Origin of the sequence: Micromonospora sp. WMMD956, assembly GCF_029626125.1 — a bacterium.
GTDB classification, from domain to species: Bacteria; Actinomycetota; Actinomycetes; order Mycobacteriales; family Micromonosporaceae; genus Micromonospora; species Micromonospora carbonacea.
Genome location: NZ_JARUBI010000005.1, coordinates 891,681 through 907,379, shown reverse-complemented (window position 1 = coordinate 907,379; position 15,699 = coordinate 891,681). Strand labels below are relative to the sequence as shown.

General features: G+C 75.1%; 17 protein-coding genes and 1 tRNA gene. 11 read left to right on the top strand and 7 right to left on the bottom strand.

The window, feature by feature from the left end:
• Nucleotides 1–59 precede the first annotated feature (59 nt).
• From O7628_RS04260 to O7628_RS04250, 3 genes are all read left to right on the top strand, one after another.
• A complete protein-coding gene (locus O7628_RS04260; protein ID WP_074474706.1) occupies nucleotides 60–497 on the top strand; it encodes a DUF3052 domain-containing protein in 438 nt (145 codons plus the stop codon).
• A 99-nt stretch (nucleotides 498–596) separates the two neighbouring features.
• Nucleotides 597–1,064, top strand: coding sequence for a peroxiredoxin (locus O7628_RS04255; RefSeq protein WP_278128486.1), 468 nt, complete (start codon nucleotides 597–599; stop codon nucleotides 1,062–1,064).
• 82 nt (nucleotides 1,065–1,146) lie between these two features.
• Nucleotides 1,147–1,218, top strand: a tRNA-Val gene (locus tag O7628_RS04250).
• Nucleotides 1,219–1,277: 59 nt separating this feature from the next.
• Here O7628_RS04250 and O7628_RS04245 read toward each other — a convergent pair.
• Both O7628_RS04245 and O7628_RS04240 read right to left on the bottom strand, forming a co-directional pair.
• Nucleotides 1,278–2,489, bottom strand: coding sequence for a pectate lyase (locus tag O7628_RS04245; protein ID WP_278128485.1), 1,212 nt, complete (start codon nucleotides 2,487–2,489; stop codon nucleotides 1,278–1,280).
• A gap of 159 nt (nucleotides 2,490–2,648) precedes the next feature.
• Nucleotides 2,649–3,341, bottom strand: coding sequence for a TetR/AcrR family transcriptional regulator (locus O7628_RS04240; RefSeq protein ID WP_278128483.1), 693 nt, complete (start codon nucleotides 3,339–3,341; stop codon nucleotides 2,649–2,651).
• Between the two features lie 49 nt (nucleotides 3,342–3,390).
• Between O7628_RS04240 and O7628_RS04235 the strand changes: the two genes are divergently transcribed.
• Nucleotides 3,391–4,245, top strand: a complete 855-nt coding sequence (locus O7628_RS04235; protein WP_278128481.1) for an alpha/beta hydrolase — start codon at nucleotides 3,391–3,393, stop codon at nucleotides 4,243–4,245.
• A 15-nt stretch (nucleotides 4,246–4,260) separates the two neighbouring features.
• Here O7628_RS04235 and O7628_RS04230 read toward each other — a convergent pair whose 3' ends face one another.
• Together O7628_RS04230 and O7628_RS04225 are read right to left on the bottom strand one after the other, a co-directional pair.
• Entirely contained in the window at nucleotides 4,261–4,593 is a 333-nt protein-coding gene (locus O7628_RS04230) for a DUF6204 family protein (RefSeq protein WP_278128479.1), read from the bottom strand.
• 160 nt (nucleotides 4,594–4,753) lie between these two features.
• Nucleotides 4,754–5,626, bottom strand: coding sequence for a hypothetical protein (locus O7628_RS04225; RefSeq protein WP_278128478.1), 873 nt, complete (start codon nucleotides 5,624–5,626; stop codon nucleotides 4,754–4,756).
• Between the two features lie 191 nt (nucleotides 5,627–5,817).
• Between O7628_RS04225 and O7628_RS04220 the strand changes: the two genes are divergently transcribed.
• The gene (locus O7628_RS04220; RefSeq protein ID WP_278128477.1) at nucleotides 5,818–6,615 is read left to right on the top strand and encodes an alpha/beta hydrolase; all 798 of its coding nucleotides are present in this window, start codon (nucleotides 5,818–5,820) and stop codon (nucleotides 6,613–6,615) included.
• Here O7628_RS04220 and O7628_RS04215 read toward each other — a convergent pair.
• Nucleotides 6,587–7,255, bottom strand: a complete 669-nt coding sequence (locus O7628_RS04215) for a dihydrofolate reductase family protein (protein WP_278128475.1) — start codon at nucleotides 7,253–7,255, stop codon at nucleotides 6,587–6,589. The two genes, O7628_RS04220 and O7628_RS04215, sit on opposite strands and share 29 nt — an antisense overlap.
• Before the next feature lie 66 nt (nucleotides 7,256–7,321).
• On the opposite strand from O7628_RS04215, the gene O7628_RS04210 reads away from it, so the two are divergent.
• The 3 genes from O7628_RS04210 (at nucleotide 7,322) to O7628_RS04200 (ending at nucleotide 9,710) form a co-directional block, all read left to right on the top strand.
• Nucleotides 7,322–7,921: a TetR/AcrR family transcriptional regulator gene (locus O7628_RS04210; RefSeq protein WP_278128473.1), complete on the top strand. Its 600-nt coding sequence runs from the start codon at nucleotides 7,322–7,324 to the stop codon at nucleotides 7,919–7,921.
• A 66-nt stretch (nucleotides 7,922–7,987) separates the two neighbouring features.
• On the top strand, nucleotides 7,988–8,467 hold the full coding sequence (locus O7628_RS04205) for a GNAT family N-acetyltransferase (protein WP_278128471.1): 480 nt from the start codon (nucleotides 7,988–7,990) through the stop codon (nucleotides 8,465–8,467).
• Between the two features lie 91 nt (nucleotides 8,468–8,558).
• A complete protein-coding gene (locus O7628_RS04200; RefSeq protein WP_278128469.1) occupies nucleotides 8,559–9,710 on the top strand; it encodes a polysaccharide pyruvyl transferase family protein in 1,152 nt (383 codons plus the stop codon).
• A gap of 75 nt (nucleotides 9,711–9,785) precedes the next feature.
• On the opposite strand, the gene O7628_RS04195 is transcribed toward O7628_RS04200, so the two are convergent.
• Nucleotides 9,786–9,992: a hypothetical protein gene (locus tag O7628_RS04195; protein ID WP_074474715.1), complete on the bottom strand. Its 207-nt coding sequence runs from the start codon at nucleotides 9,990–9,992 to the stop codon at nucleotides 9,786–9,788.
• A gap of 149 nt (nucleotides 9,993–10,141) precedes the next feature.
• On the opposite strand from O7628_RS04195, the gene O7628_RS04190 reads away from it, so the two are divergent.
• From O7628_RS04190 to O7628_RS04180, 3 genes are all read left to right on the top strand, one after another.
• Nucleotides 10,142–10,663 (top strand): DinB family protein, encoded by a 522-nt coding sequence (locus tag O7628_RS04190; RefSeq protein WP_278128468.1) that lies wholly within the window; start codon nucleotides 10,142–10,144, stop codon nucleotides 10,661–10,663.
• A gap of 110 nt (nucleotides 10,664–10,773) precedes the next feature.
• The gene (locus O7628_RS04185) at nucleotides 10,774–14,094 is read left to right on the top strand and encodes an SNF2-related protein (RefSeq protein WP_278128466.1); all 3,321 of its coding nucleotides are present in this window, start codon (nucleotides 10,774–10,776) and stop codon (nucleotides 14,092–14,094) included.
• Nucleotides 14,091–15,143, top strand: coding sequence for an SWIM zinc finger family protein (locus O7628_RS04180; protein WP_278128464.1), 1,053 nt, complete (start codon nucleotides 14,091–14,093; stop codon nucleotides 15,141–15,143). Before O7628_RS04185 ends, O7628_RS04180 begins: the two co-directional genes overlap by 4 nt.
• Here O7628_RS04180 and O7628_RS04175 read toward each other — a convergent pair.
• Nucleotides 15,112–15,369, bottom strand: a complete 258-nt coding sequence (locus O7628_RS04175) for a DUF3040 domain-containing protein (protein WP_043967006.1) — start codon at nucleotides 15,367–15,369, stop codon at nucleotides 15,112–15,114. The two genes, O7628_RS04180 and O7628_RS04175, sit on opposite strands and share 32 nt — an antisense overlap.
• Between the last annotated feature and the right edge of the window lie 330 nt (nucleotides 15,370–15,699).

The window sequence follows — 15,699 nt, the reverse complement described above, 5'->3', positions numbered from 1 at the left end:
TTGCCTGACGGCGTCGCCGCGACGCCGCGAGCAGGGACGAGATGAGGAGGCACGCGACAGTGAGCGCGACCGCTGGTCAGGCCGCCGACGGGGTACGCAGCCTGGCGGACCGGTTCGGTATCGAGCCGGGGATGGTCGTCATGGAGATGGGGTACGACGAGGACGTCGACCAGGATCTCCGGGACGCCCTGACCGACCGCTGTGGAGAGCTGGTCGACGAGGACACCGACGAGGTGGTCGACGCGGTGCTGGTCTGGTACCGAGACGGCGACGGTGACCTCTTCGAGCTGCTCGTCGACGCCCTCGGCCCGCTGGCCGACAACGGCGTCGTGTGGCTGCTGACCCCCAAGGCCGGGCGGGAGGGCCACGTCGAGCCGAGCGAGATCGCGGAGTCCGCGCCCACCGCCGGCCTGCAACAGACGTCCACGGTCAACGCCGGCCGGGACTGGAGCGGCGCCCGCCTCGTGCTGCGCCGGGGGGCCAAGGGCAAGAAGTAGCCGAACCTGCCCCGGCCGTGGGGCCGGCCACACTCCGTGGCCCCGGCCCTCGGGTGTGGCAGGCTGATGCCACCTCCAGAATCGACCCAAGGAGCTCGCATGCCGATCGAGGTTGGCGCCGAGGCGCCGGACTTCGTGCTCAAGGACCAGAACAACCAGGAGGTCCGGCTGTCGGACTTCCGCGGCAAGCGCACCGTGCTGCTGGTCTTCTACCCGCTCGCCTTCACCGGCATCTGCCAGGGCGAGCTGTGCGAGGTGCGGGACAACCTCAACGAGTACGTCAACGACGACGTCCAGGTGCTCACCGTGAGCGTGGACTCGGTCTACGCCCACAAGATCTGGGCCGAGAAGGAGGGCTACCAGTTCCCGCTGCTGGCCGACTTCTGGCCGCACGGCGCGATCGCCCAGGCGTACGGCGTCTTCAACGACGTCGCCGGCATCGCCAACCGCGGCACGTTCGTGATCGACAAGGCCGGCGTCGTCCGGTTCGCCGAGATGAACATGCCGGGCGAGGCGCGCGACCAGCAGGGCTGGCGCAAGGCGCTGGCGGACGCCGTCGCCGCCTGATCCCACCACGGGCACACCGACGCGGCGGGCCGGAACCGGCAGGGTAAGCTTGCCGGACTCCGGCCCGCCGCGCGGGCGTTCGGGGCGCGTAGCTCAGTGGGAGAGCACTCGCCTTACAAGCGAGGGGTCGCAGGTTCGAAACCTGCCGCGCCCACCCATCACCACCGGCGCGGGAACGCTTCCGAAGATCGAGAACCCGGCCGCCGGCAGTGACTACCGGAAGGTGACGTCACTCCTGTTGACCTTGCAGTTGGCGTCGTTCCAGCCCTCACCGAGGTAGCTGGGTTCGCTGCCCTTGGGCACGCCCTTGTACTTGCCGCAGATGGTGGCCGAGCCGATGACGACCACGCGGGTGATCGTCGCGGTGTCGTTCCAGTTGCTGTTGATGCCGGCGAGCATGTCGATGTCGTCGACGAGGACGTTGTCGATGCGCACGTGGCGGGTGTACGAGGTGGTGCAGTTGCCGCAGCCGCGGTACAGCTTGCCGGACCCCTTGAGGTAGAAGCCGGAGATGTTGACCGTGCCGTTGCCGTTGTGCTGGAAGGTCTTGTCGCTGCCGCTGCGCGCGCCGCCGCCGATGACGTAGGAGGTGCCGCCGTTGGTCTGCTTGAAGGTGGCGGCGTCCTCGCCGATGTCGTTCCACCACACGTTGCGCAGCGTGCAGGTGCCCTCGCAGTGCACGCCGTCGCCGGCGGGCGAACCGAGGATGACGTTCTGCAACGTGCCGCCGTTGGCGATCTTGAACATCGGGTCCTGCGACTCGCCCTGCCCACCGTCACCGATGCAGCAGTAGGTCTTCATCCCGCCGTCGAAGGTGCCGGAGACGTTGACCGTGCCCGAGATGCTCACCGAGCCGGCCGACGACGGCCACGCGCCGGTCGGCGTGCCGGGGTTGCTGGTCGGGCCGGACGTCGGACCGCTGGTGGGGCTGGTGGTGGGGCTGGTGGTCGGGGTCGATCCGCCGCTGGCGTACGTCTCGAACTCGGCGATCCGCGGGGCGCCGGACGCGCTGGTGATGACGAAGGAGATCTTCTTCAGCGACGTCGCGGAGAAGTTGACGGTGCCCGGGGCGCTGCTGCCGCTGGCCAGGACGGCGCCCGTGTCGTGGTTCGTGAGCTGCCAGCCGCTGATCGCGCCGCCGCCCGAGGCCTGCACGATGACGGCCGAGGACACCGTGGTGGCGCCGCCCCACTTGACCGAGATCGTGCCGGTCGAGCCGCTCGGCGACCAGAATGTGCTGGTGTTGCCGTCGATGACGTTGCCGTAGCTGGTGCCGCTGGCCTTGCTGGAGCCGTCGGCGCCGGCGCCGATGCTCAGGTTCGTGGCGGCCGAGGCGTGCGGGATCTGCAGCGCCAGCGCGGCGACGGCACCTGCGACCGCAGTGGCACCGCCGGCCAGCCATCGGGTAGCGACTTTGCGTCTCATCTGATCCGCCCTTCAATCATGAACACTCTGTTACGGAAAGCGCTTTCCGGTAACCATAGGGCCTTATCGATGGTGCGGCAAGATGGCGGCAGCAGGGCTGAACGGCGCGAGCCGAGGCCGGCCGGCGGCGGGCCGCCGGCCGGCCCGCCGCGCCTCGGCTCAGCTGCTGGGCCGCCCCTCAGCCTCCCCGGCGTCGCCGAGCAGTCCGCGCAGGACGCCGCGCACGGTCGCCTCGAACAGGTCGCGCTGTGCCGGCGGCGCCTGCGGCGCGGCGAGGGCGGCGGCCAGGTGGGGGAACGCCGCCGGGTCGATCCCGTCGAGGCGGGCCGGCGGGCCGGCGGCTTCGCTGCGGGCGAACAGCGACACCACGCCGGTCGTCATGGCGATCGCCTCGAACTTGGTGGTGGTCGCGGCCGGCACCGGCCGCAGGACGGCCAGGCAGTGATCGAAGAAGGCCAGGCTCTCCGGGCCGAGGGCGGTCGGCCGGGGCAGGATCTCCACCAGCCACCGGTGCCTGCGGTACAGCTCCAGTTGCCGGCGGGCGATGCGCAGCATCGCGTCCAGCCAGTCGCCGGTGGCCTCCGGGTAGGGGCGCAGCTCGCCCGCCGCCCGGTCGGCCATCAGGTCGAGCAGGTCGTCGCGGGAGGTCAGGTAGCGGTAGAGCGATCCCGCGCCGGTGTCGAGCGCGGTGGCGACGGCCCGCATCGAGACCGCGCCGAGGCCGTCGGTGTCCGCCATCGCGATCGCCGCGGCCACGATCTCGTCCCGGGTGTGCGTCGGCGCCGGGCCCCGGGTGCCCCGGGCCGGGCGGGACCAGATCGACGGCCGCACTGGTTCGGCGGATGAGGTCACCGCTACACTCTAAACTGCGAACGACGTTCGCGGTTTAGGGGAGGGTGACGTGGAACAGAGTTGGACCGTGCAACGGGTGCCCGCAGCCGACGGGGCCGAGATCGTGCTCCACTCCACCGGCGTCGGGCCGGGCATCGTCGTCGTGCACGGCGGCGGTGTCACCATCGAGATCTACCGACGGCTGGCCGCCCGGCTGGCCGACCGCTTCACCGTGCACCTCTACAACCGCCGGGGCCGGGCCGACGCGGCCGCCCGCGCCGAGCCCTACGACGGCGAGCAGGACATCGACGACCTCGCGGCGCTACTGACCCACACCGGGGCCCGCAACGTCATCGGCCACAGCGGCGGCGGCTTCATCGCCCTGCGCGCCGCCGCGCGGCGGCTGCCGATCGCCCGGCTCGCCCTCTACGACGCGGCGGTGCAGGTCGACGGCCTCTTCCCGGCCGCGTGGCTGCCGGCCGCGCGGGACGCCGCGCGGGCCGGCGACCTCGCCCGCGCGATGGCCCTCACCGGCGCCGGCCTCAACACCCAGTCGGCCACGTCGCGCCTGCCGCTGGGCCTCCAGGTCACCATGTGCCGGCTGTTCATCCGCACGCCCATCGGGCGCACCATGGCCGAGCTGCTGCCCACCACCCTCGACGAGACCACGCTGATCTTCCGCCACGACGGCCCGCCGGAGCAGTGGGCCGGCGTCGACGCCGAGGTGCTGCTGGCCTGCGGCGGGGCCGGGCCGCCCTACTACCGGCCGACCAACGAGGCCCTGGCGGGGGCCCTGCCGCACGCCCGCACCCTGGTGGTGCCGCGCGCGGGTCACGACGCGCTCAACCGCGCCCCGCGCCACCTGGTCGACGCGCTCGCCGAGTTCTTCACCGCCCCGGTCGCCTCGGAGCGGGCCGGGTCGTGACGACCGTCGTCGCGGTCAGCGGCCCCGCTGGCGGACCTTGATGCTGTCGAGGTCCGTCGCCACCGACGTGAGGTCGCGATGGCCCGCGCCCAGCCCGCGGACGGCGGCTGCGGCGAGGGCCTCCGCCCGGCCGGTCACCACGTCCTCGGCGTCGTCGGCCGTGGCCCGGACGACGCAGCGGAAGGTGAACCCGAGGAGGGCACGCTCGTAGGTCACCGTGCCCTCCTCGGTGAACCGCGCCGCGAACACGTCGTGCTCGTCGGCCCGGGCGAGCAGCGCGGCCCGCTGCCCGGCGTCGAGCGGCGCGAACCTGCCGCGCACGATGACCTGGTACGTCTTGTCCGTCATGTTGTGCTGCTCCCCGGTTGGTGGACGAAGTCACGACGCCGTCGGACGGCGGGTCCACCCGTCATCGTGCCGCGCCCACGGCGTACGGCAAGCGGTTTACCTGCCCGCCGCCACGACGGCGCGGGCCGCCGGGGGTGACCGGCGGCCCGCCGCGGGCGGGTCAGTTCGCGCAGACCGCGTACGCGCGCACCTTCCAGTTGCTGCTGAACCCGTTCTCGTCCTCCATGGCCCGGACGGTCACCGTGGTCGAGGAGGTGGCCCGCATCTCGGTCAGGCGCACCTGGCCCTCGCCGCCGACGATCTCGCCGCCCACCCCGTGCACGCGCGTGCCGGCCGGGCAGGTGGCCACCACCGACTGGACGGAGGCGGAACTGTAGGCGCTGTCGTCGACGACGCGCTGCTCGCCGGGGAGCGGGTCGGCGCAGATGGCGGTGGCGTCGAGCCACCAGGTGCCGGCGAAGCCGGTGTCGTCCTCGGCGCCGGCGACCACGACGCTGCTCTGCTGGATGCGCAGGTCCTCCAGGATCACCTCGCTGTTCGACGCCCCGACGACCGCGCCGCCGACCCCGATGGCGTGCTTGCCGGCGGGGCAGGACTTCTCGAACCAGTTGCTCGTGCCGAGGCTGGGCGCGGAGCTGCCGGAGACGGTGACCAGGCCGCTGGGGGCCGGGGCGCACACCGCGCTGGCGGTGACCGACCAGTCGCCGGCGACGCCGTTGCCGTCCTCGCGGCCGGTCACCGAGAACGCGCCGCCGCCGACCAGCGGACGCATGATGTCCATGCCGACCTGCCCGAGGCCGGAGCCGGTGACCGCGCCGCCGCCCCCGATGACGGTGGTGCCCGCCGGGCAGGTGGCGGCCTGCGACTTCGCGACGGAGTTGCTCGGGCCGGTGGTCGTCTTGAGGCTCAGGCCGGGCACCGCCGCCACGGGCCCGGTGAGGGCCAACTGGCCGAGCACGAGCGCGCTCAGCGTCGCCCCGCCCACGGCGGCCGTGCGACGCGTCCAGCGGCTCCGGTTCGATCCTTCTCGCATGTGTCTGACCCCTTGTCGGGAAAGCTCGGCGCGGCGGGTGACCGGCCGAGGGTTGGCGCGTTGACACCGGTGGGAGACACGAGGGGCCGGGACGCCAACAGAAAACCGCGGAGAAGTTTTCCGGGCCGGCCGGCGTACCGCCGGGGTCGGACCGGGAGCGGGAGGGGCGGACGGAGCCGGAGGTGGCCGGGGTGAGCTACGCGGAGGTCAACGGCCTGCGGCTGTGGCACGAGGTGCGCGGCTCGGGCCGCCCGCTGGTGCTGCTGCACGGGGGTTACGGCACGGCGGAGTCGTTCGGCCCGATCCTGCCGGCGTTCGCCGGCCGGCGGCGGGTGGTGACGGTGGACCTCCAGGGGCACGGCCGCACCGCCGACGTGGACCGTCCTTTGCGGTTCGAGACGATGGCCGACGACGTCACCGCGCTGATCCGCCACCTGGGCCTCGGCGAGGCCGACGTGCTGGGCTACTCGCTGGGCGGCGGGGTGGCGCTGCGCATGGCGATCCAGCATCCCGCGCTGGTGCGCCGCCTCGTGGTGGTCTCCGCGCCGTGCCGCAGCGGGGGATGGTATCCGGAGGTGCTGGCCGCGATGGCGGCCCAGGACGCGGCGACGGGGGAGCGGATGCGGGGCACCCCGCCGCACGAGCTGTACGCCCGGGTCGCCCCCCGCCCGCAGGACTGGCCGGCGCTGTGGGCGAAGACGGGGGAGCTGCTGCGCCGCGGCTACGACTGGTCGGCGCAGGTCGCCGCCCTGGCGAAGCCGACCCTGCTGGTCTTCGCCGACGCCGACTCGGTCCCGACCGGCCACGTGGCGGAGTTCTTCGGGCTGCTCGGCGGCGGCCACCGGGACGCCGGCTGGGACGGCAGCGGTCGCCCCGCGTCGCGGCTGGCCGTCCTGCCGGGCCTGACCCACTACGAGATGCTCGACTCGCCCGCGCTGCCCGCCGCCGTGCTGCCGTTCCTCACCGCCCCGGTGCGCCCTCCGCAGTGACGCCCGCCCGCTCCGATGCCGCCGGGTCCGCCGCGCCGGCTGCCGCCGACGACGGGGCCGGCTCGGCGGCGTAGTGCAGGAGGACCAGGCCGCTGTCGAACGACCGCGTGCCGGTCAGCGTGAACCGGTGCGCCGCGAAGCCCCGGGCGGCCAGCGGGATGCCGCTGCCGGCCACGATCGGGTGCAGCTTGACGACGAGCTCGTCCACTTCGGGCAGGAGTTGCCCGGCGAGGTCCCCGCCGCCGCAGAGCCAGATGTCGCCCCCGGGTCGCCCCTTCAGCTCGCGGACGAAGGCCACCGGGTCGCCGGCGACGACCTCCGGCCCGGTGCCGGCCGACGGGGGCAGCGACCGGGAGAAGACGTACTGCCGCAGGTGGGCGTACGGGCTGGTGATGCCGACGCGCAGCGCCGGATCGTAGGTGGCACGCCCCATCAGCACCGCGTCGAAGCGGCCGGTGGGCCGGTCGATGCCGAGCTGCGGGTGGCTGAACGTGGGGAAGGTCTGCGGCCATCCGGCGGTGAGGTGGGCGGCCACGTCCGGCTCCAGGGGGAGGAAGTCGTAGGACCCGTCGGGGGCCGCGATGAAGCCGTCGAGGGTGCTGGCCACGTAGTACACGAGCTTGCGCAAGGGGACTCCCATCAACCACTACTTTTGTCGTGGTTGGAAAGTACTACACCTGTCGTGGTTGTTGCTAGGGTGTCCGGCATGGCCCGGAACCCGCAACGACGCGCCCTGCTCGCCGACGCCGGGCTGCGCGTGCTCGCCGCCGCCGGAGCGCGGGGCCTCACCCACCGCGCCGTCGACGCCGAGGCGGGCGTGCCCACCGGCACCGCCTCCAACTACTTCCCCACCCGCGACGCGCTGCTCGGCGCGCTCGGCGAGCGGGTCTTCGAGCGGTACGCCCCCGACGAGGCCGTCCTCGCCCGGCTCGCCGCCCGCGAGCCCTCGGTCGACCTCACCACCGACTACGTCCGCTACATCGTCGAGCGCACCACCCGCGAGCCGTACGTCACCCGGGCGCTGATCGAGCTGCGGCTGGAGGCGGCCCGCCACCCCGAGCTGGGCCGGGGCCTGGCCGAGGTGCTCCGCCGGGGGTACGCCGACGACGTCGCGTTCCACGCCGCCGCCGGATTACCGGGTGGCGCGTTCGAGATCGCCCTGCTCCACTATGCGGTGGACGGGTTGCTGCTCGACCTGCTCACCACGTCGATCGACGCCGGCTTCGACGTCGACGAGGTGGTCTCCGCCCTGGTGTCCCGCCTCGTCGGCGGCGCCGCCCCGCGAGCCGGGGCCGCCGGCGACTGACGGCGGCCCGCCCGGGCGCGGCGGGCGGCGCGCCCCCGGCCGTCCCGAGGAACCCGAAGGAGTCGCGTGTCGCTCACCCTCGCCCCGATGACCGACGACCAGCTCGCCCGCCTGCGGGTCGGGCTCGAACAGTCGTACGCCGAGAACCTCGCCGAGGCCCGGGGCCTGTCGCCGGAGGCGGCCCGGGCCGAGTCGCTGGCCCAGATCGGCCGGCTGCTGCCCGCCGGGGTGGCCAGCCCGGGCGTCCTGCTGCGGGTGGCCCTGGTCGACGGCGAGGAGGTCGGCTGGATCTGGCTCACCCTGCCCGACGCCGACCGGCCGACGATGGCCTGGATCCACAACATCGAGGTGCAGCCCGCGCACCGGGGGCGAGGGCACGCGCGGCGGATGATCCGGCTCGCCGAGGCCGAACTCGCCCGGCTCGGCGTCGACCGGCTCGGGCTGAACGTGTTCGGGCACAACACCGTGGCGATCCAGCTCTACGACAGCCTCGGCTTCCGGGTCGCCGCCCAGCAGATGGTCAAGCCGCTGCCGCCGCCGGGCTGACCGCCCCCGCCGCCCCGACCCGGGACGTGTGCCCCCGCGAACAGCGGGAAACCCACCCGGAACGCGCATCCTGCGGGGAGGAGCGAGGCCAATGAGGGACCGCACCGCACCGACGATCGGCGTGCTGGGCTCGTACGGCGGTCGCAACCTCGGCGACGAGGCGATCCTGAGCGGCCTGCTGGCCGACCTGCGCTCGCACGAGCCCGACGCGCGGATCATCGTCTTCTCCCGCAATCCGGCACACACCGCCCGGGCCCACCCGGACGTCGAGGCGGTGCCGTGGGAGGGGGTCAGCCGGGTCGACTCGGCCGAGGTGCTGGCCGAGCTGGACCTGCTGATCCTCGGCGGCGGCGGCATCCTCTACGACCGGGAGGCGCGCCGCTACCTGCGGGTCGTGCGGGTCGCCCAGGAACGGGGGCTGCCCCTGCTCACGTACGCGGTCGGGGTGGGGCCGCTCAGCGACGGGGTGGACACCGGCATGGTGCGGGAGACCCTGGCCGGCGCCACCGAGGTCACCGTGCGGGACCAGGAGTCCCGGATGGTGCTGGAGGAGGCCGGGCTGCTCAACCCGATCACGGTGACCGCCGACCCCGCGTTCCTGCTGGAGCCGGAGGACTTCCCCGCGCACCTGCTGCGCGAGGAGGGCGTGCCGAACGGCAAGCGGCTGGTGGGGCTCAGCGTGCGGGAGCCGGGCCGGGCCGCCGAGCGGCTCGACGTCGACGGCTACCACCGGCTGATCGCCCAGATCGCCGACTTCCTCATCCACCGGATCGACGCCCACGTGCTCTTCGTGCCGATGGAACGCGACGACATCCGGCACTCGCACGGCGTGATGTCGCACATGACGGCCGCCGACCGGGGCCGCATCCTGCACGGCGACTACTCGCCCCGGCAGGTGCTGGGGCTGATGCGGCACTTCGACCTCGCCGTCGGCATGCGACTGCACTTCCTGATCTTCTCGGCGATGGTCGGCACCCCGTTCCTGCCCCTGCCGTACGCCGGGAAGGTCTTCGACCTCGCCCAGCGGCTCGGCGTGCCCGCGCTACGCGGCGTGGAACGCGAGGTCGAGGGGCCGCTGCTGGCCGAGGTCGACCGCCTGTGGGACGAGCGGCAGGCGCGCGCCGCGGAGACCGCCCGCCGGGTGGCGGAGGTCTGCGAGCAGGCCCGGGGCACCTCCCAGGTCACGGGCGCGGTGCTGGAGAGCCTGCGCTCGCGGACCCTGACCCGCGCCGGGGCGGCCTGACCCGAGTCGCGTGACCTGACGGTGCGGCTGGCCGGGCCGGCCCGCCGCGACGTCGTCGCAGGGGTGGCCGGCGGGTCAGACGGCCGGCCCCCGCCACCGGTAGAGCCACCCCGGGTCCCCGCCGACGGTCGACTCCAACTCGTAGATCTCGGCCTCGGCCAGCCCGTGCCCGCCGAGGTGGTGGTGGGTCAGCGGCGGCCGGCCGTTGCTGTCCAGCTCCACCCGGACCGTCTGCCCGTCGGCGCTGCCGCCGGCCAGGGGGATCTCTACCGTTGCTGCCATGGGCCCATCCTGCCCCGGCCGCAGCGCCGTCACCCGGAGATCTTGGTGATTCCGGGCCCCTCCGGGGGCCAGTTTCTTCCAAGATCCACGCTGAGCGGGGCCCGCCGCGCGGGGCAGCGCGACCAGAATCGGACACGTAGGGTGCGGGGATGGCGGAGATCAAGATCGATCCGACCCTCGGCCCCGTGTTGGCGCGCACCGGCGACGAGCGCGCGGTGCTCGAATCCTTCCTCGACTTCCACCGGGGCATCGTGCTGCGCAAGGTGGCCGGGCTCTCCGACGCCGACGCCCGTCGCCGGCTGGTGCCCTCCCGCACCACCCTCGCCGGCCTGGTGAAGCACCTGACGCTGGTGGAGCGGAACTGGTTCCCGGCCCTGCTCGCCCCCGGGCCGGGCGACGTCCACGTCACCGGCGAGGCGGATGCGGCGGACAGCTTCACCCTCGACGGGTCCGACACCATCGAGTCCCTGGTGGCCGGCTACGAGCGGGCGTGCGCCCGGTCCCGGGAGGTCGCGGCGCGCTTCGACCTCGACCACATGGTGCCGCAGCCGCAGCTCGGCGAGGTCTCCCTGCGCTGGATCCTGACGCACATGATCGAGGAGACGGCCCGGCACGCCGGGCACGCCGACATCCTGCGCGAGCTGACCGACGGCTCCACCGGCGCGATCTGACCACCGGCGGCCCGGGTGAACGGCCGGTGGCAGGTGTTCACCCCGGCCCGGTGCCCCGGTGGCCCCGTCGGGCCCGGCTATCCTCGGGGGTCGTCGGCGGAGGGGGAGCGGTGCTGGTCGTCCACGGGGCGTGGCTGCCCGGCGCGGGGCTCGTCGTCTGGGCGGAGGACAGCGCCCTGCCCCCGCAGGCGCCCCGCCGGCCGGGCCGGGCCCCCCGCGAGCGCCCCCACCCGTTCGCCGCCGACCACGCGGCCCTCGCCGCCGCCCTGGCGAGCGCCGGGCCGCAGACCGGCACCCCCTCGGCCCGCCCGGCGAGCGCCGGGCCGCAGCGCCCGGGGTCGCCGAGCACACCGCCACAGGGCACGGGACCCCAGGCCCCGGCTCCCGCCGAGACCGGGTCGGTGCTGCTGCGCCTGCCCACCCGGGCCGGCTCGCCGGCCGACTCCCCGGAACTGGTCCGCCCGGCCGTCGCCGAACCGGTCCGGGGGCCGGTCACCCTCGCCGGCTGGCGCGCTCCCGCCCTCCGGTACGCCCCGGCGGACGCGCTCGCGCTGCTGCGCGCTGCCGGTGACCGGGCCGGGGTGCCCGGCGCGACGCTGCGGCACCTCGCGGAGCTGGCCGGGTTCGCCGTCGACCTGGTCCGCCGGGGCCGGGTCCTGCCCGGCGTGGCCGGAGCATCCGAGCCCCGACCGACCGCCTTCCGCCCACTCGCCGGTGCTCCCGCCGCGGCGCGCGCCGCCCGCCCCGGTCGCGCCGGCGCGGCGGGGGCTCGGGCGGTGTGGCGGCCCCTGCTCACCGGCGCCGACGCCGCCTGGGCCCGGTCGCTCGCCCTGGCCCTGCCCCCGGCCGGGCGGGCCGCTGCCGCCGACGTGCCGGCCGGGGAACTGGTCGCCGACGCCCTCGACGCGCTCACCGACGCCGCCGCGCGGGCGGCGCTGACCCGGACCGTGCTGACCCAGGGCGGCCGCCGGAGCGGCGCGGTGCCGGCCTGGCTGGCGGCGCTCACCGCGCCGGACGGCGGGTTCACCGCCGAGCGGGCCGCCCTCGACGCGCTCGCCGCCGAGCTGGACGACTGGCAGCGGGACGCGGCCGGCGGCGCGGTCCGGGCCAGCTTCCGCCTGGTGGAGCCGGCCGTCGACCCGGTCGCCGACGCCCTGGCCGCCGCGCTGGACCCGACCGCTGTCACCGCCACCCCCGTCGTCACCACCGCTGCCACCGCCGGCGACGACGCCGGTGGTCCGGGCGGCGGCGCGGAGACCGGCTCCGACGCCGGGCGCTGGCGGGTGGAGTTCGGGCTCCAGGCCGCCGACGAGCCGGGACTGGTCGTGGACGCCGGGGACGTCTGGCGGTCCCCGCGCACCCCGCCCGGCCTCGCCGGCCGGCTCGACTCGCCACAGGAGACCCTGCTCGCGGAGCTGGGCCGGGCCAGCCGGCTCTGGCCCGAGCTGGACACCGCCCTGCGTACGGCGACGCCGGAGGCGCTGGAACTGGACGTCGAGGGCGCGCACCGGTTCCTGCGCGAGGGCGCGCCGGTGCTGCACGCCGCCGGGTTCGGGGTGCTGCTGCCCGGCTGGTGGCGGCGGCCGTCGGCGCGGCTGGGCGCGCGGCTGCAGGCGCGCAGCCGTACCGCCCCCGGCACGGTCGCCGCCGCCGACGGCGGGTTCGGGCTGGACGCCCTGGTCGACTACCGGTGGGAGGTGTCCCTCGGCGACGAGCCGATCTCCGCCGAGGAGCTGGCCGCGCTGGCGGAGCTGAAGACCCCGCTGGTGCGGCTGCGCGGGCGCTGGGTCGAGCTGGACCCGGGACGGCTGGCCGCCGGGCTGCGGCTGCTGCGTTCGGCGGGCGAGCTGTCGGTGGCCGACCTGCTGCGGCTCGGGCTGGCCGAGGCCGACTCCGCCGACACGCTGCCGGTGCTGGAGGTCGTCGCCGACGGCGCGCTGGGCGACCTGCTCGCCGGGCAGGCCGAGCGCCGCCTCGTCCCGCTGGACCCGCCGCCGACCTTCGCCGGGACGCTGCGGCCGTACCAGCGGCGCGGGCTGGCCTGGCTGGCGTTCCTCCAGTCGCTCGGCCTGGGCGGGGTGCTCGCCGACGACATGGGGCTGGGCAAGACGGTGCAGCTGCTCGCGTTGCTCGCCGGGGACCCGCCGGACGCCGGCCCGACCCTGCTGGTCTGTCCGATGTCGCTGGTCGGCAACTGGCAGCGGGAGGCCGCCCGGTTCACCCCGAAGCTGCGCGTACACGTGCATCACGGTGCCGAGCGGGCGCGGGGCGACGACTTCGCCGCGGCCGTGCACGCGGCGGACCTGGTCCTCACCACCTACTCGGTGGCCGCCCGCGACGCGGTCGACCTCGCCGGCATCGACTGGCACCGGGTCGTCGTCGACGAGGCCCAGGCGATCAAGAACGCCTCGACCCGGCAGGCGGAGGCCGTGCGGGCGCTGCCGGCCCGGCACCGGATCGCGGTCACCGGCACGCCGGTGGAGAACCGGCTCGCCGACCTGTGGTCCATCATGCAGTTCGCCAACCCCGGCCTGCTCGGCCCGGCCGCCAGCTTCCGCAAGGCGTACGCCGAACCGATCGAGCGGCACGGCGACGCCGACGCCGCCGAGCGGCTGCGCCGGATGACCGGCCCGTTCGTGCTGCGTCGGCTCAAGACCGACTCCGCCATCATCTCCGACCTGCCCGAGAAGCTGGAGATGGAGGTGCTGTGCAACCTCACCGCCGAGCAGGCGGCGCTCTACCGGGCGGTGGTGGACGACATGCTGGCCCGCATCGAGTCCACCGACGGCATCGAGCGGCGCGGCCTGGTGCTGGCGGCGATGACCCGGCTCAAGCAGGTCTGCAACCATCCCGCCCAGCTCCTGCACGACGGCTCCGCCCTGCCCGGCCGCTCCGGCAAGCTGGCCCGGCTGGAGGAGATCCTCGACGAGGTGCTCGCGGCGGGGGAGAAGGCCCTGCTGTTCACCCAGTACGCCGAGTTCGGCGGGATGCTGCGCGGGCACCTGTCGGCCCGGTTCGGCCGCGAGGTGCTCTTCCTGCACGGCGGGGTCGGCAAGGCCGACCGGGACGCGATGGTGACCCGGTTCCAGTCCGACGCGGGGCCGCCGCTGTTCGTGCTCTCCCTCAAGGCCGGCGGCACCGGGCTCACCCTCACCGCCGCCAACCACGTCGTGCACGTCGACCGGTGGTGGAACCCGGCGGTGGAGGACCAGGCCACCGACCGGGCGTTCCGCATCGGCCAGCGGCGGCGGGTGCAGGTCCGCAAGTTCGTCTGCGCCGGCACCGTGGAGGAGAAGGTCGCCGCGATGATCGCCGAGAAGCGGAGCCTCGCCGCGTCCGTGGTGGGCACCGGCGAGCAGTGGGTCACCGAGCTGTCCACCGAGCGGCTGCGCGAGCTGTTCGCCCTGGAGTCCGGGGCGGTGGTCGAGTGACCGGCCCGTTCGCCGACTACGGCAGGCCCCGCCGCGTCGAGGGCGGGCTGCGCGCCCGCAGCACCCGGGGCGCGATCGGCCGGTCCTGGTGGTCGCGCCGGTTCCTGGAGGTGCTGGAGTCGTTCGCGCTGGGCACCCGGCTCACCCGGGGCCGGTCGTACGCGCGGGCGGGCCAGGTGCTCGACCTCCACGTCGCCCCCGGCGTGGTGACCGCCCGGGTGCAGGGCTCGCGTCCCCGGCCCTACCAGGTGCGGATCGCGGTGGAGCCGTTCCCGGCGGCGCGGTGGGAACGGCTGGAGGCGGCGCTCGCGGCGCAGGCGTTCTTCAGCGCCCGGCTGCTCGCCGGCGACCTGCCGGCCGAGCTGGAGGAGGTGTTCGCGGCCACCGGCGCGCCCCTGTTCCCGGCCGGCGTCGACGAGCTGGACCAGCACTGCTCCTGCCCCGACCACGCGGTGCCGTGCAAGCACCTGGCCGCGACGTTCTACCTGCTCGCGGAGGCGTTCGACGCGGACCCGTTCGAGCTGCTGCACTGGCGGGGCCGCCGCCGCGCCGACCTGTTGGACCGGCTGCGGGCCCTGCGCGCCGCCGCCGGCCCAGGACGGGACGACTCCAACCCGGGGCGGGACGACGGCAGCGGCGGGACCGCCGCGCCGGCGTCCACCGGGGACGGCCGGGACGCGGCGCGCACGCCCGGCGACCAGGGCGCGCCGTCCACGGGCGACGGTCGGGCCGTGCCGGCCGTCGGCGCCGCGCGGGCGCTCGCCCCGCTGCCCGCCGCGCCGCTCGCCGACGCGGTCGACCGGTTCTGGGTCGCGCCGGTGCCGCTGCCGGACCGGCCGCCGAGTCTGGCGGCCGCGCCGGACCTGCTGCTGCGGCAGCTCGGCGCACCGGCGGCCGGGCTCGGCGGCCCCGGCCTGACCGAACGGCTGGGCCGGGCGTACCGGGAGTTCGGCCGGTTCCGCCCGGAGGCCGACCGCCCGGAGGCCGACCGCCCGGAGGCCGCCGACGAGGGGGCGGCTACCACCAGCGGCGGCGGAACCGCCACATGACGGCGGCGTTGGCCAGCAGCACCGCCGCGAAGATCGCCCCGGCCGGTCGGCCGGCCAGGACGGTCGCCGCCGGCAGCGAGGCCCACAGCACGACGGTCAACAGCATCAGGTACCGGCCGCGACGGGCCCGGGCCCGATGGTCCAGGCGGGCGAAGAACTCCGGGTCGCTCTCCCGGAGCTGACGGGTGATCTGTTCGAACCTGCGCTGATCCTCTTTGCTGAGCATGGCGGTGCCTTCCCCTCACGCGTTCAGCGGTTCGGCGGCATACCCGCTGTGGTGGCGGCTCACGCGCTCCTGCTGCTGCTACTTTCGGCGGAGCGGGTGCGCCGCCGGCCCGCGCGGCACCTGAGCGCCCGCTTATCCCCGACTTAAGTTTCCCTGTGGCAAGCAACGGCGTGGCCGGCCGGCCGGTCGGGCCGAAATGTCGTGGCCAGGGCCGGCGGGTTCGCTTCCGCCCTGCTGGGGACGCCGGCGGCGGCAGGGCCCGGACCGGATCGCCCGGCGTCGGCGTTGAGCGCCGTCTTAAGTGCCCTCCGCGGCCCTTCCGCAGCGTCT

Coding starts and splice junctions, on each gene's coding strand:
- O7628_RS04195 (WP_074474715.1), bottom strand. CDS start 9,992: ATGGCAGCAACGGTAGAGATCCCCCTGGCCGGCGGCAGCGCCGACGGG.
- O7628_RS04245 (WP_278128485.1), bottom strand. CDS start 2,489: ATGAGACGCAAAGTCGCTACCCGATGGCTGGCCGGCGGTGCCACTGCG.
- O7628_RS04190 (WP_278128468.1), top strand. CDS start 10,142: ATGGCGGAGATCAAGATCGATCCGACCCTCGGCCCCGTGTTGGCGCGC.
- O7628_RS04175 (WP_043967006.1), bottom strand. CDS start 15,369: ATGCTCAGCAAAGAGGATCAGCGCAGGTTCGAACAGATCACCCGTCAG.
- O7628_RS04255 (WP_278128486.1), top strand. CDS start 597: ATGCCGATCGAGGTTGGCGCCGAGGCGCCGGACTTCGTGCTCAAGGAC.
- O7628_RS04215 (WP_278128475.1), bottom strand. CDS start 7,255: ATGGGAGTCCCCTTGCGCAAGCTCGTGTACTACGTGGCCAGCACCCTC.
- O7628_RS04225 (WP_278128478.1), bottom strand. CDS start 5,626: ATGCGAGAAGGATCGAACCGGAGCCGCTGGACGCGTCGCACGGCCGCC.
- O7628_RS04210 (WP_278128473.1), top strand. CDS start 7,322: ATGGCCCGGAACCCGCAACGACGCGCCCTGCTCGCCGACGCCGGGCTG.
- O7628_RS04200 (WP_278128469.1), top strand. CDS start 8,559: ATGAGGGACCGCACCGCACCGACGATCGGCGTGCTGGGCTCGTACGGC.
- O7628_RS04230 (WP_278128479.1), bottom strand. CDS start 4,593: ATGACGGACAAGACGTACCAGGTCATCGTGCGCGGCAGGTTCGCGCCG.